We start from the raw sequence: 15,840 nt of genomic DNA, 5'->3' as shown, positions 1-15,840 counted from the left end.
TCAAGTTTACCGGCTGGCTTTTTTGATGGGCTGGGCCTGCTTGAGTGTTGTCAGGTACTCGACGATGTTGACAAGTTCTTCCTGGGTGAGCACCTTCTGCAGGTCGGCGGGCATCAGTGATATTTTCTGCTGAATGATTTCATCGACGTCATCCATTTTGAACGTCCGCGAAATGGCTTCCGCATCCCGGATCGTAATCGCGTCGTCGGTTTTGTTGACCAGCAGACCATTCACCACGTTCCCCGATAACAGGATTACGGTATACGATTCGTAGTTGTGGCTGATGCCTGCGCTGGGAAACAGGATCGATTCGAACAGCGCTTCGCGGCTTAATTTCTTGCCGATCTCCGACAGGTTCGGGCCCACTTCTTTCCCCATACCATTCACGATATGACACTTGGCACAGGTTCCCTTGGTATTGAACATCACCCGACCGTCCAGCTTATCCCCTTTGATGCTTGCCAGCACATTGATGGGGGGCAGAGGTTTGTTGTCTTTTGTAGGAGGGGCCGGATACAGCCTGGCGGCCCGCTCTTTCACATCTTTCATAATCGTGGATGACATTGCCGCCGCAACAGTCTGTTTCAACTGGGGATCAAAGTCTTTTTTCTCAGCCAGATCCAGTAAGGCATGGGCGCCGGGGCGTGATTTTGCAATTGCCCGGACTGCTTCCCGTCGATCCACCAGCAGGTCTTCTTTGTTGGTGATGATTTTAAGCAGGATTCCATTCGCACCGTTGTGTCCGGCACTTCCCAGTGCCCAGATCAAATCGAGCTTCTGATTCTGTTCTTTTTCCGTATCGGCTTTGTTCTCCAGAGATTTGCGGATTAACGCGTTCTGTTTCAAACTCAGAGCCGCACGAATCGCATCGACGGATGTCTGGGATTTGCCTGCGTGACCGGCAATCGCTACCAGCTCGGGATAGTAATCAGAAGCCTTGAACTTTTCGACCAGTTTGATGAACTCCGGAGTCCCCCGGCTGCTGTCGATGACCTGGGTAAGCGCCTGTTTGTATTTGGAATCCTGCATCACCACTTTGGCCGGCATGCGGGATATGGCTTCCGCGATGATATAGGTTTCGCGAGTTTTGTTCTCAGGTTCTTTCAGTAACGCCAACTCTGCGACAGCCGTATTCTTTTCTTTGCCCGGAATAAAGTCCAGAGTGCGGAAGTAGCGTGGCAAAGCATCCTGTTCTGTGTTCGGGTCTTCAATAATCTTGACCAGGTAAGGAACCGCCATCGGAATTTTCGAACGCCAGATCAGGTCGCGTCCCACAGGCGTATTCCAGTCATCGCCGGCCTGTTTGAGCCAGGCGGTCAGGAATTTCTGTTCCTGCTCATCCATGCCGATACCCAGCGCTTCCAGGTACCAGCGATCTTTGCCGTCATACTGATCCGCCAGTTTCACCCACAGCGCGGGTGCTTCGGGTGACTTGTTGTGATGCAAGGCGATCGCACATTCGCGACGCACCTGAGGCGAAGGATCATTTACCAGTTGGCTGACATAGGGAATCACATCCTGCTTGTAACGGCGGGCGGCACGCAGGCCGGTAATCCGAATATCGGAATTCTTGTCCTGAATCGCACGGGAGACATACTCACCGGTTTTGCCTTTGATGCCAGCCAACAGCCAGAGGGCGCGAGCGCGGTTCCTCTGGTTGTCAGACTGATAGAGTTCTTCCAGCAGTGGCAATGCCTGTTCCTGCAGGGCATGCAGTTTATTCCAGGCCAGGTAACGTCGCGCCAGGTTCGGGTTTTTAATTCCTGCAATCGCACCTTCAACCGTACTCAGATCCAGTTTGTCGAATACATATTTCGCATCGGCCGGGGCAATCCGGAAAATGCGGCCCCGCTCCTGATCCCCAATCCGGTGACCGCCCACCCCCGGATCATACCAGTCGGCGACGAACAGCGAGCCATCAGGGGCAATACAGACATCGGATGGACGGAACCACTTGTCCTGCTCGCTGGTAATGATATTCGCGATTTCAGCTTCATAGCCGGCACCATCCTTTTTCACAGGATAGGCGCGGACCACATTCGGGCCAGCGTCTGAGTGAATGACTTCACCCTGGTATTTTTTGGGCAGCAGAGATCCTTCGTAAACACAGATGCCCGTGGGAGAGCCGGCCCCGGTCTGCAGCAGGTTGGGAATCACTCCCGGATCGCGCAAATGCCAGTGGCGCAGCGGGATTTCTTCATGCATGCCAGTCCGCGGCGTTTTCCAGCGGGCACCAGTCAATTGATCGAGATAACCGTAGTTCCCGAATTCCATGACATAGTTAATACGGACTCCGCGGTTGCCGTCATCATCATTGTCCGATTGCCAGAGGGTACCGAACGAATCGACCGTGATTTCATAATTATTCCGGAAATTATGTCCGAGAACTTCAAAGTCGCTACCATCCAGGTTACAGCGAAAGACCATGCCTCCCCAGTAAGGTTTGCCGTTATCCAGCACAGGTTTTCCGTTGCTTTCGAGAATCGGTTTTCCGGCAGCGTCGAACACCTGCTTGCCGCTGTTACCGAAGTTCCAGTAGAGTTTGCCATCAGGTCCAAAGATGGAAGTATGTGCCGAGTGATCATGTTCACCCCCCGCAATTTTGAACAGCAGTTCTTTTTTGTCGGCTTTCCCATCGTTGTTCTCATCGGTAAAGAGGAACACATTCGGCGAAGCAGCGACAATGACTTTATTACCCAATACACAGATGCCCTGTGAGCCGTTCACATCATTGCCCTGGTAAAATACGGTCGTTTTGTCGGCTTTCCCATCGCCGTTCGTATCTTCCAGAATCAGAATCCGGTCTCCCTCTTTGCGAGTGGTGATGTCACGCAGGCTGGCACGATAGTTGACAACTTCACAGATCCAGACACGTCCTTGTGAATCCACGTCCATGCTGGATGGGCTGCTGATTTGCGGTTCGGAAGAAAACAGCGTCGCCTGCAGACCGGGAGCAACCGTCAAATTGGGTACGGCCTGTTTCGAATCATGTTCGGTTTGAGCTGATACAAAAGAGGTAGCAGCGGTGGTCGTCAGCAGCAGGGCGGGAATGAGGGCAAGCCAGCGGTACTTCATGGAGTCAGTTTCCTATTTTTGATTCAAGTTGCAGTCCCGGGTCTGTGTCAATCAGTCATTGTAATCAATTGGTATTTATTGATTCCACTCTTTCAGTAATGCTTTAATCCGGGCGGGATTAAAGTTATCGGGCTTTTCGTAATCCTGATTTTCTTCCAGAAGTTCAACAGTGACAGACGCAGATTCTACGCCCTGCGAAGGAACTTCAGCATGGGCCGTCCAGACAATGGCATTCAGTACGAGTTTCCGAAAATCGTTGTGCCCCCAGTTCCAGTGGTAGTGACCACCGGTAAAGCCAAATCCGCGACCTCCGTCCGGGCGTTCGTAGGCCCACGCCATATGTTGAGGCTGCCCCAGCGTTTTCCGCACATCCGGATTTCCGCTGTGAGCACCATCGGGCCGACTTAAAGTTTCTTTGGGAGGAACCGCAGTCAGGATCGGCTGCACATTTTTCATTTCAGGCTGAAATCGCATATGGTAATACCATTCATCATTAATGCTGAATGGCTTCACGCCCTGCGAGATCGGATGATCGGGCAGATTTTTATAGTCGGCGGTCCAGTGGGGATTGACCGACCACCATTCTTCAAAGTAACCACCAATCCAACGCAGAAAGGCATCCCCCGACGCCCCCTTGGGCACTTCCACACCATAATGCAGATTCACCATGCCCACACCATGCTCTGCCAGCTTGCTAAGTTCATCCAGGTGATCATTGTAAGGGTGACGTCCGCCGCCATCACAATAGATTACGATCGAATCGGCATCCTCCAGCACACTGGCATCTTCAGGCCAGCCTTCAGCCACAACAGTGGTCTCGATATTCAGACCGCTGTTGTTCAATGCTTCGGCCAGTAGCAGGCACCCAGCACGATGCTCGTGAGCACCGTACCCGTGACTCTTCTTACCGGCGATCAGCACTACTTTTTTTTTAGCGCCGTCCGTGGAAGAAGTCTGGTCGCCAGCCGGCAGTTCTTTCAGTTCAATATCACGAAACTGCACGACCATGGGTGGGCCCTGATGTAATTGCAAGGCGATAATTCCATCAGCGCGGCGCTGTTCAGGATCGTTATCGGTCACGTCTGCAGTCACCACACCATTGATTTTGTGGATCAGATGATTCCCGCGGGCGATGATCTCATAATCGTTCCAGTCTTCTTTTTTGATCTTCTTCTGAATTTCGTTCGTATCGCCGAGGTAACCGACCACATCTGGTTTTTTACCTTTTTCAATGACTGTTTTTTGACCGCGTAAAGCAAGAATGCCTCGCTTCCGTTCTTCGTAGAGAATCCCCGAATATTTATCGCCGGCTTCCATGTCAGCCTGATAACCGCCCACGCGCCACTTGTCTGCCGCATTGGGTAAGGAAAAGCTGCGATATTGGACGCCTGAATTGTGGCCGATGATTTTATACTGCAGCTTCAGTACAAAGTCGCCCGGTGTACCGCCACGCCAGATGAGAAAGGTGTTACCTTTGGTTGGATTGTCTTTGGTCGTGCGCCCGGTGATGGCGCCATCTTCCACAGACCAGAAACGGGGATCCCCGTCCCAGTTGTCGAGTGTCTTACCATCAAAGATCGATTTGAAACCTTTATCCGCTGCAGCGACTGACTGAGGACTGAAGAACAGAGTGACACAGAACAGAGTCAGCAACAGTGAGGTGTGAATGCGAAGCAAGCGCTGTAGTGTCATTAGTTCCTCCGGGAAGAATATCAAATCGTTGAGAACCGTTGTTACACGCTCTGGCAGGCTATAGCAGATTCAAGTGGAATACAGGCTACAGTTAAGAAGAGCTGGTTTGAGTCAGTCCTACTATCTTAAACAGACGCAGGCATGATAATCCAGCGTGAAAGCGGAGATTACGAAATAGACAGGGTTGTTAAGAAATTGCGACCCTGCAGAAAAAACGAGCCTCTTTCCGGTCGATCTGATTTTGAACAGGCCCGCGCACAAAAAAAGGCGCTGTTGCCAGCGCCTGGTCTCTTATTCTTGATAAAGATTTCCGCTTATTGCAGGAAGACTTCTGCTTCTTCCAGGAAGTTCTTTTCGAGGGCCCGCATTTCACCGACAGCGTCTGCCAGAGCAACGGGAACAATCTGTGTTCCCCGCAGCGCGACCATGTAACCGAAATGATGCTTCAGAGCCAGCCAGCCGGCGTGTACGCCGCAACGTGTTCCCAGTACACGGTCAGCGGCGCTGGGTGAACCACCCCGCTGCAGGTGACCGAGGGTGACGTGACGAGTTTCAAAACCGGTTCGTTCTTCAATCATGCGGGCAACGGTTTCGCCAATGCCGCCCAGTTTGACGTGACCGAAATCATCGACTTCGCCGTCCTGGGTGGTGACGCCAGCCTCTTCAGTAAACTGGGCGCCTTCACTGACAATCACAATGCCGTACATTTTGCCGTTAGCACGACGCCTTTTCAGAACTTCGATCATGCGGTCCATTTCGATCGGAATCTCGGGGACCAGCGTGTAATCGGCGGCAGTCGCCAGACCGGAGAACAGCGCGATCCAGCCAGCGTGTCGTCCCATGGTTTCGACAACCATGATACGACGATGTGATTCGGCAGTCGTCCGCAGACGGTCAACGGCTTCCATGACGGTGTTGATAGACGTATCGAAACCGAACGTCACATCGGTCGAACTCAGGTCGTTATCAATGGTCTTGGGGCAGCCGATCACGGGTGCTTTATGATCGTTCCAGAGTTTGCTGGCCACGCCCAGTGTATCATCACCGCCGATGGCAATCAGACAGTCCAGGCCCAGTTTTTCCAATGTCGCCAGTACCTTGGGTACATCTTCTTCTTCATTTTTATAAGGGTTGGTACGGGAAGACCCCAGGATGGTTCCCCCCTTGAAGATGATGTCGTCTGTGTTTTCCGAATTCAGTTCGATGTAGTTACCTTCAATCGCACCGCGCCAGCCTTCCAGCAGACCATACACTTCGCCGCCCGCATTGCAGATGACGCGTACGGCACCACGAATCACCGGGTTCAAACCAGGACAATCTCCACCACCCGTTAAAATACCAACTCTCATTATGCTACCTGTACCTGTTTTCAAAAAAGTAACGTCTCTGACTATAGTTGAGAGACTCAAAAAATGACCAGCTTACAATAGGAAGTGAGCGAAACTTCGCTTCCGGAACCGGTAAGTTTTGCCGACACTAGACCCCTGGCGGATGAGCGAAGTATATGCCCACAGGTCTGTTACAATACAAAACGACCGAATGTTCGTCGTACTAATCTCAGGGAACGATTTACCAGGTTCGTTCGATAAACGTGGTATCGACTTTACCCTCAATGAACGCCGAGTGATTAAAGATCTTCTTCGCCAGAGGAATCGTCGTCTTGACCCCTTCAATCACGAACTCATCCAGGCAACGTCTCATACAGGCCAGCGACTCTTCACGGGTCGGACGATGCACAATCAGTTTGCCAATCAGAGAATCATAATAAGGGCCCACGGTGTACCCCTCATAAATATGCGAGTCAAACCGGACACCCGGACCGCCGGGAACCCGCAACCTGGTGATTTTGCCGGGTGACCCACGAAAATCATTTTCGGGATCTTCCGCATTGATACGGAGTTCGATAGCCGATCCCTGGCAGGGAATATTTTTCTGCTTCAGGTCCAGTTTTTCTCCGGCAGCAACACGTATTTGCTGTTTGATCAAATCGATGCCGGTCACAAGTTCGCTGACCGGGTGTTCGACCTGAATCCGGGCATTGACTTCGATGAAGTAAAACTGGTTGTCGGGTCCGACGAGAAACTCAACCGTACCAGCATTCGTATAACCGGCTGTTTCAATCAATCGACAGGCGGCTTTACAGATATCTTCACGAACCGAGTGTGGCAGGTGGGGAGCCGGGCTCTCTTCCACCAGCTTCTGGTGACGCCGCTGCAGACTGCAGTCACGCTCCCAGAGGTGAACCACATTGCCGTGATTGTCAGCCATAATCTGCACTTCGATGTGCCGGGGATTTTCGATGTATTTTTCGATATAGACGCCAGCATTTTTGAAGGCTGCTTCCGCTTCCGCAGCAGCAGCTTTGAGACCGGCTTTCAGTGAAATATCGTTGCGGGCGACCCGCATCCCTTTACCACCACCACCGGCGGTCGCTTTGATCAGCACGGGGTAACCAATCTCTTTGGCTACCTTGATCGCCTCTGCTTCATTCGTCACCAGACCTTCGGTCCCCGGTGAGACATGCACGTTGGCTGACTTGGCGATTTCACGGGCTGAGACTTTATCGCCGAGCTTTGCCATCGCTTCATGGGGAGGGCCGATGAACTCGATATTGCAGCTGCGGCAGACTTCTGCGAAGTGTGCGTTTTCGGCCAGGAATCCATAACCGGGATGAATGGCCTGCACATTACCGATTTCTGCAGCGCTGATAATCCGATTGATCATCAGATAGCTGTCCGTCGCAGACGGCGGTCCAATACAGATCGCTTCGTCGGCCAGCGAAAGATAATGTGCGCCCCGATCTGCTTCACTGAAAACCGCAACAGTTTCGATTCCCATTTCATGACAGGCACGAATCACCCGCAGTGCGATCTCACCTCGGTTTGCAACCAGTATTCTTTGAAACATGTGTTTTTGACTTGGTAAAAGGACCCTACATCTGAGTTTCTGAACGCAAAGGCATGACCTGCCTCATCGCGAACTTTCTACGATAACAGGCTTCAGCCCTGGGAGATTCGGTACAGAGGCTGGCCGAATTCGACCGCTTCGCCATCTTTCACCAGAATCTCCGTAATCGTGCCATTCATCTCAGCGGGAATCTGATTGAAGACTTTCATCGCTTCGACGATACAGACAATGGTATCAGCCCCCACCTTGGAACCTACGCTGACAAACGGGGGATCGTCAGGGCTGGGAGAAGCATAGAATGTCCCCACGGTCGGACTCTTGATCACGGGACCGGTATCCGCAGCGGGTGCTGCTTCTGCCGGAGGCGCTGGAGCCGCAACGGGAGCTGGAGCTGCCATGGGAGCAGGAGCTGCATGATGCATCGGTGCCGGAACCATCGAAACGGTCTCCTGTGGCCCACGACGCAATTTCCAGGTCTCTTCACCGCGCTTCAGATTGACCTCGGTCAGTCCGTGCTTTTCCATCATTTCAAACAGAGTCTGAAGTTTTTCCAAATCGAAAGGCTCGCCTTTCGGCACCTCGTTTTTTGCCATTGACCTACCTTAATTTCGTATTCTCAAGCTGCACTCGCATTGCCTGCTGTAAACTAAGGACGGATTGACAATAACGTCCCTCAGCAACGCGTTCCAGATTTTCACTCTATTAGCTGACCATATGGGAAAGGGACCAAACGCTTACGACTTGCGCGCACGCTCTACCCCGCCTGACATGTTAAGAATCAGATTCTAAGCCAAATCCCATCAGAAAACCAAGCGAAACAGGCGAGTTTCTCTAATAAATTCAGGCACAACACAACACCGTTCCCTGTCTGAGCCCCTGCAACGTAAGTTCCTGTCCTAATACCTTTAACGATCAGTCAAGGTGACCTCATGATCCAAATTAGAACCGAATTGCAACCAACAAACATCTGAACACTACTTCTTTCCCCACTCAAAGCGAAGCTGATTCATAATCTTTGGGGACACTGGTCATAACCTCATGTCCATTCCGCGTGACCAGCACATCATCCTCAATTCGCACGCCTCCCCAGCCGGGCAGATAAATACCCGGCTCCACTGTCACGATCATGCCCGGCTTGAGCTCAGTCGCTACGTTTCCCCCGAGTCGAGGACCTTCATGGATATCCAGCCCGATCCCATGCCCGAGACTATGCGTGAACTGCTTACCATAACCAGCTTTTTCGATGACGGCGCGCGCCACCCGATCCACATCCTGGCAGAGAACCCCGGGACGTATCGCTTTGATCGCCGCCCGTTGTGCCTTCAGGACGGTCTGATACACTTTTTCCAGCTTGGCAGGCGGACGACCGTGAACAATCATACGGGTGAGATCACTGCGATAACCTTTCTGAGTCATCGCCCCCCAGTCCACCAGCAAAAATGGCGAGTCAGCAAGCAGCTTTTCCGTCGGCATCGCATGCGGTAATGCAGCCCGCTCTCCCACAGCGACAATCGGATCGAAGGCCGCCTGCCGGGCACCAAACCGTCGCATTGCATGTTCCAGTTCGTGGGCTCCCTGCAGCTCTGTCATTTCCGGCGTCAACATCGCCCGAAACACTTCGAAGCCGCGCTGTGCCTGCTGAACGGCTTCGCGGATCTCCTGAATTTCCGACGCATCTTTGATCATCCGCAGTTCTTCCACCATCCCTGAAATTGGAATCCACTGCGCGGCGGGAGAAATGCCACTCATCGCATCCAGCAATTCACAGGTCACAATATGGCTTTCAAACCCCAATTTAGGCAGATGCGACTTCTTGAGCACCTGCTGCACCGCGGTGATCATCGACTCGGTCGCTTTACGAATGTGGACGTCCAGATCCGGACATTCTTCTTCCAACTGGGTCGTGTACCGCCCGTCACTGATCAACACCGTCTGCCCTTTGCCGATCAGCAGGAAACTCGAATCCCCGCTGAATCCGGTCAAATATGTAACGTTGGTTTCACTGGTAATCAGTATTGCCTCGGCGCCCCTGCGTTTCAGCAGTGAAATCAGTTTCTTTCTACGGGCAGCCAGATAATCTTTACTCATGTCGGTCCTTGATTGATGTCGTCGGTCAGTTCATTTTCGAAAACTACTGACAGTCTGATTTTCATTGGTTAGTGGTTTACCGGTTAAAGCGGTCATGGCGAATCTTATCTCTTTTAGCAGAATTTTGCTAAGAAAAAAAACCGAAGTTTCAGTTTCCCGGTTTGAAGTGCTATGATTTCAGCATACAGAAGCTCTGAATTCTCATCTGATACCACACTCTCTTTTCTGAATATCGATTCTGCATGAATGAACCAGCCAACGAACTGATTTTCAAAATTCAGGATATGGATTGTGTCGAAGAAGTGGCCATTCTCAAGCGGGAACTTTCTCCCCTGGTCGGCGGTGAAGAACATCTGTTTTTTGACGTGCTTAACAGAAGAATGACAGTCCGCTCACAGCCGGAAGACGTTTCTGCGGAATCGATCATGCAAACCATCAGCCAGACCGGCATGCGGGCCGAGCTCTGGAATGACGACACGAAACAGGCCGAGAAAGGCACACTCTGGTCTCGTCAGGGGCGAACCATACTGACCACCCTCAGTGGCACATGCATGGGAACCGCGTTTCTGACACACGTTTTTCTGACCGGCAGTTTCGGAGCCGCCCTGGGTGCGGAACAGACGGCGCATGCCGCAATGCCGCTCCCGGTGCGCCTGCAATACCTGGCCGCCATCATTGCCGGCATCTGGTTTGTGTTGCCCAAAGCCTGGTTTTCCCTCAAGCGATTCCGCCCCGATATGAACCTGCTGATGTTTACCGCCGTTGTCGGCGCACTCTGCATAGATGAATGGTTTGAAGCGGCAGCGGTCGCGTTTCTGTTTGCCTTCTCACAACTGCTCGAAGCCTGGAGCGTCGGCCGCGCACGCCGCGCCGTCGCCGCTTTGATGGATCTCTCCACACCCATTGCCCGCGTGCGCGATGCAGACGGTAATGAAATCACCGTCAACGCCGAATCCGTTGAAGTCGGTACCACCTTTATCATTCGCCCCGGAGAAAAAATCCCCTTGGATGGCGAGGTTATCAAAGGAATCAGCGAAGTCAATCAGGCACCCATCACCGGGGAATCGATACCAGTCGGAAAACGGGAGACGGATGAAATTTACGCCGGTACGATTAACGGCGATGGGCTGCTGGAAGCGAAATGTACCAAACTGGCGGAAAATACCGTCCTGGCGCAGATCATCCGCATGGTCGGAGAAGCTCAGTCGAAGCGGGCCCCTTCGGAACTCTGGGTCGAAAAATTTGCCAAAGTCTATACACCGATTGTGATGGCACTCGCGTTGCTCGTCCTGATCACTTTGCCCACGCTGTTTCAGGCCAGCTGGGACAACGCCGTTTATCGCGCACTGGTGCTACTGGTCATCGCCTGCCCGTGTGCACTGGTGATTTCCACGCCCGTCAGCATCGTTGCAGCACTGGCAGCGGCTGCTCGAAATGGCGTACTGATCAAAGGGGGTGTCTTTGTTGAAACACCCGCTCATCTGCAAGCACTGGCGCTGGATAAGACAGGCACACTCACACGGGGCAGACCAGTGGTCACGAAAATTGTCCCCCTGAATGGACACACCGAATCGGAATTACTCGAACGGGCAGCCGCGCTGGAATCGCACAGCAATCACCCCCTGGCAGTCGCCATTCTGGATGCTGCCGCAGAACAACAGGTCTCCTATCAGGCAGCCGAAGATTATCAGATCATTCAAGGCAAAGGCGCGACTGCAACTATTCAAGGCAGAGAATTCTGGCTGGGCTCGCATCGCTACCTGGAAGAACGAAAAGAAGAAACTGCCGAAGTCCATCAGCAGTTGGAAGCTCTTTCAAACGCCGGCCAGACGGTGGTGGTCATTGGTAATGAATCCCATGTCTGTGGATTCATTGCATTGGCCGACCAGGTACGTGAGACGTCAGCGGCTGTGGTCAGAGACCTGCATCAGGCGGGCATTAAACAGCTGGTGATGCTCACCGGCGATAACGCGGGCACGGCGCAGGCAGTCGCGAACGAAGTGGGCATGGATCAGGTGCATTCCGAATTACTGCCGGAAGATAAAGTCGCTGTCATCGAAGCGCTGGTACAAGAATTTGAATACGTGGCGATGGTAGGTGACGGCGTGAATGATGCCCCTGCGATGAGCCGCGCCAGTCTGGGCATCGCCATGGGAGCGGCCGGCAGTGATGTCGCGATTGAATCAGCCGACATCGCTCTGATGACTGATGACCTCACCAGGATCCCCTGGTTGATTAATCACTCACGCCGTACCTTAAAGATCATACGCCAGAACATCATCTTTGCTCTGAGCATTAAAGTCCTGTTCATGCTGCTGATGCTGATGAACCACGCCTCACTCTGGGCAGCAATCGCCGCTGACATGGGAGCCTCACTGCTGGTGATTTTCAACGGTCTGCGTCTACTGCAGTCCCCCGCTGTCAACGTATCCGAAAAAAACTGAGCCGTTAACGCGTGTACTCGCTACGGGTTTCAAACACTTCGTCCGGGATCTCGGCAGCGGTAATCGCCTTGAAAATCTGGCTGAGCTGTCTGCGGTAGACGTCATCCACACATACGATTTCGCAGCCCCTGTTCTCGGCTTCCTTCATCAGTTCGGTTGACTCTGGTAACTGGCTGATATCCATGACCGTCATGCTCTCCCGCAGATACGATGGATTCAGTTGCTCTTTGCTGTGCCCCAGTTTTAATTCAGGGTCGGTCTGCACAACCACATCGGCCAGCGTGTCATACAGATTCGCGAAGGGCACATAACGCACATCGAAGGTACGGGCAATGCCCTGGGCGGCTTTATCATTCTGGGAAGTCACACTCACGACGGCACCCTGCTGAGTCAGACTGTGCACCACCGCTTTCGTCAATCCACTTTGCCCCAGCACCAAAATGTTTTTGCGCTGAAATGCCGAATTGGACCCCGGTGATTTCTTTTCGAGTGTCGCTTCCAGACTCTTGATCGCACTTCGTCTGACGGTATCATACGCGTGCCAGCCATCGGGTTGATTTAGTTGCAGATCGCCGTAGCCGGTCTTTTCAGAAGACTCTTCCAGATGCTCCGCCAGAGGCAGGATGAACTCGCCCATCCGCGGGCTCACCACCAGCGAACGGATCTTAAGAATCCCCAGCATCTTGTGGACCTGTTTGAAATCATTGATCACCAGAGGCAGGCAGACGTAATCCAGACCCAGTTGTTCCGAAGCTTTATTGAAGACTTCAATCGTCCGTCGCTCTGCGACTCCCAGCCCCGCAACGCCGATGAACCGGGTTTTCGCCGAAATTTTCGGATAGTGAAAGACCTCGTTCAGTTCCGCCACCGTAGGCTGTCCTTCAAAGGCTTCCATGCCTTTCTCCAGCGCCGCATAAATCCACGGACTGCCATACTTCACCCCCAGCAGGGAAAAGGTAATGCCAGCCGCACCCAGCCCCAGACCGACCACCGGGATGTCCCGCTTCTGACTGATCGTCGCCAGCAGAGGCCACGCGGTCTGCAACGTCGGTGTCGGCCAGGTGAATTTAATCACGTCGGCTCTGGCTTCCGTCATTTCGTCAAAAATATCATCGACCTGCGACAGTGGTTTTTTCAGGCTGGTATAACTGATGACCCGTTTGGTCTTTCCGAAGCGGGGAATCTGCGTTGCGGTTTCCAGATCCAGTTCAATGTAAGCCGGCTCCGCAATAATCGCCTGCTTCAGCAGTTGAATCCGTTCCGCTTCCGTCCCTTTGAACTGTCCCCCGTCTTCCGGGCGTCGGCAGGACACTAATATCGGTGTATCAAAGCCGGAAATCAGGTCACCAATATCGGGAGTTTTAATCAGGCGATCCAGACAGAGTTCCACCAGATCAGACTGGGCAGCGGCATTCAGAATATCCACCTTGGCAAAACTACGGGATTCCGGAGTCACAGAAATACAAATCATGATGTCACACAATCAAAGAGAACTTAGTTGAGCGATTACGGTCCGAAAGGAGTAACCAGATCCAAGTGTCGTGATACAGAATCCACTAATTATGCCAGATCGTGTCTGCATTGAAAGCGTGAAATGTTTCGCCAGGCTTGATTCTTTAACTTCTGGTGCCCTCAGGCAGTGAATCAATGCCCCTGATCACTGAGGCAGTCTTAAACCATCCTCAACAGGTTCCGATGGATCAAAGACAGGCCAGCCTAATGCCCACTGCAGTCGAAACTGCGCCTGATTGTACTGGACAACGGAAGTCAGATAAGCATGACGTGCAGCATCCAGCGCTCTTACCGACTGTAAAACCTCTATCGGCAGTCCCTGCCCCTCACGAATTCGACTCAGATTTCTCTGGTAGGACTCTTCGGCAGCTTTGATTCCTTCTCGAGTAATCTTAATGCTTTCAGCCCGGTGCTTCACTTGAGTCTGGGCTTCTGAAATTTCGCGTGCAACCTGATCGAGCATTTTTATCTGCTGGAACTTTGCCTGTTCAATTTGTGCCTGAGTTTCTCTGCGGGCGGCCCCTTCCCCAAAGCCCAGGTTCCGAATTTCCCAGGTCACCAGCGCATCAAAATCGTAACGGCCTCCCACATCATTCAAGCTGTCACTCAGCCCCCCGCCAAAACCACCACTACTGAAACCCAGCAGAACACTGGGAATGAACGGAGCATATCGCTGTCGCTTATATTGTTCACAGGCAACGGCAACCAGCGCCTGTGCTTCCTTCAGTTCGGGACGATTTGCAAGACCCGTGCTGATGAGAGTTCCTTTATCTAAATCGGGATCCACCAGTTCAAGTGGAACAACGGTGAAATCAAGAGGCACAATGGCCTGGCCTGAATCAATACTGAGTGTTTCTGAAAGCCGCGCCGAGGCAAGCGAGATCTTTTCACGCCCCGTCACCACGCGATTCTGATCCAGGGTCAATTCTGTTTTCATTCGATCGGCATCAGCCTGCAGCCCCTGACCGGTCACCGCATAGTCCTGCGTCAGTTTGGCCAAGCCGGCTGTGTGATTTCTTGTTTCTTCCAGGATCCGCAAGTTCTGTTCAGATTCGAGCAATTCCAGATAAGCTGACGCGACTTTATACAGCTGCTCGTTCAACGCACCGTCAACAGCATGCCCTCTCGCCCAGGCAGTCTTCTCAGCAATCTCAGGCTGAAAGATCGCATCGGCCAGATGAAATCGAGCCACTAAACCAGGGACCGGAGTTGTTCCCGCCCCTGTTGCTCCTGCACCAAGACCGTACTGAAACGAATTGCGATTGACATCCACAATCGAGCCGTCACTGGGCTGCAGATTTCCATCGTGCCGATCAAAACTGAAACCGGGCTGGATTGAAGGCAGCCAGAGCACATTGGCCTGATCCAGCCTTGCGTATGCTTCCTGGACCCGCCATTGGGCAAAACCTACAACAGGATGTTCTCCCCCGATCATCGACAAGGCCGTGGGTAAATTGAGACGCAGCGCATCCTCGGCAGCAGGCGTGAACTCTGACTGATCAAAGTCCGCAATCGGCAGAGTCCCCGGGGCGGGTGGCGGTACATTTACTGAAGCGGTGTTAATGATTTCAGGAACAGTCGCTGGTTCCACGATCTCCTCCTGTAACTGCACTCGATACGTTTTACCGTTGACGGTCAAAGTCCCGATGGCAGGCTCTGGCTTTGAAGTCCGGGCATTAATCTCATGCTCGACCCTCTCAATTTGATTTACAGACAAGGCAGGTATGTCGTTCTTTTGAGCAGCAACACCAGCAGAGGCTGGAATCCGCGGCTTTAAACTGACCAGGCTGGCTTTTTTCTTAGACAGATAACGTGTATTGCGGGAGGGGCGGGCCAGGAGAACTTCATCCAGTTCATTATCGGCCAGAATCGATGCACGATTGGGAACATCAGGTCTGTCATCTGCAGAGCCGGTGAAAGCGGTTTGAACTGTCGAACAACCAGTCAGACAGGCAAGCCCGAATCCAATCCATAGCCTGCTCCTGCGTAGCCCCATTGTAAAACCTTCCGTGTTTTGGCGATTTAGCTATTTGCACTCCCTGTCTGGATTATATCGGCAAAAACACCCGGGCATTTACGAAAAGGCCGTTCAATTGGCTTACGATTTACAAGACCTGAAACA

The 15,840-nt window shown here is 52.6% G+C and carries 9 protein-coding genes; 1 reads left to right on the top strand and 8 read right to left on the bottom strand.

What is annotated here, in order from left to right:
* Positions 1-6: 6 nt before the first annotated feature.
* From Pan161_RS01660 to Pan161_RS01635, 6 genes are all read right to left on the bottom strand, one after another.
* Positions 7-3,075 (bottom strand): PVC-type heme-binding CxxCH protein, encoded by a 3,069-nt coding sequence (locus Pan161_RS01660; protein WP_145223875.1) that lies wholly within the window; start codon positions 3,073-3,075, stop codon positions 7-9.
* Positions 3,076-3,150: 75 nt separating this feature from the next.
* Positions 3,151-4,767: a family 16 glycoside hydrolase gene (locus tag Pan161_RS01655; RefSeq protein ID WP_145223874.1), complete on the bottom strand. Its 1,617-nt coding sequence runs from the start codon at positions 4,765-4,767 to the stop codon at positions 3,151-3,153.
* Positions 4,768-5,081: 314 nt separating this feature from the next.
* Positions 5,082-6,116, bottom strand: coding sequence for a 6-phosphofructokinase (locus tag Pan161_RS01650; protein WP_145223873.1), 1,035 nt, complete (start codon positions 6,114-6,116; stop codon positions 5,082-5,084).
* A gap of 220 nt (positions 6,117-6,336) precedes the next feature.
* Entirely contained in the window at positions 6,337-7,674 is a 1,338-nt protein-coding gene (gene accC / locus Pan161_RS01645; RefSeq protein ID WP_145223872.1) for an acetyl-CoA carboxylase biotin carboxylase subunit, read from the bottom strand.
* Between the two features lie 92 nt (positions 7,675-7,766).
* Positions 7,767-8,267 carry an acetyl-CoA carboxylase biotin carboxyl carrier protein gene (gene accB / locus Pan161_RS01640; protein WP_145223871.1) on the bottom strand — a complete coding sequence of 167 codons (501 nt, stop codon included), beginning with the start codon at positions 8,265-8,267 and terminating at the stop codon, positions 7,767-7,769.
* Positions 8,268-8,664: 397 nt separating this feature from the next.
* The gene (locus Pan161_RS01635; protein ID WP_145223870.1) at positions 8,665-9,762 is read right to left on the bottom strand and encodes a M24 family metallopeptidase; all 1,098 of its coding nucleotides are present in this window, start codon (positions 9,760-9,762) and stop codon (positions 8,665-8,667) included.
* A gap of 242 nt (positions 9,763-10,004) precedes the next feature.
* Between Pan161_RS01635 and Pan161_RS01630 the strand changes: the two genes are divergently transcribed.
* Positions 10,005-12,206, top strand: a complete 2,202-nt coding sequence (locus tag Pan161_RS01630; protein WP_197995643.1) for a heavy metal translocating P-type ATPase — start codon at positions 10,005-10,007, stop codon at positions 12,204-12,206.
* Positions 12,207-12,210: 4 nt separating this feature from the next.
* On the opposite strand, the gene Pan161_RS01625 is transcribed toward Pan161_RS01630, so the two are convergent.
* Positions 12,211-13,677: a type I 3-dehydroquinate dehydratase gene (locus tag Pan161_RS01625; RefSeq protein WP_145223869.1), complete on the bottom strand. Its 1,467-nt coding sequence runs from the start codon at positions 13,675-13,677 to the stop codon at positions 12,211-12,213.
* A 186-nt stretch (positions 13,678-13,863) separates the two neighbouring features.
* Positions 13,864-15,714 (bottom strand): TolC family protein, encoded by a 1,851-nt coding sequence (locus Pan161_RS01620; protein WP_145223868.1) that lies wholly within the window; start codon positions 15,712-15,714, stop codon positions 13,864-13,866.
* Positions 15,715-15,840 lie beyond the last annotated feature (126 nt).

Source organism: Gimesia algae (genome assembly GCF_007746795.1).
Lineage (GTDB): Bacteria > Planctomycetota > Planctomycetia > Planctomycetales > Planctomycetaceae > Gimesia > Gimesia algae.
This window is presented reverse-complemented; position numbering and strand designations above follow the sequence as displayed.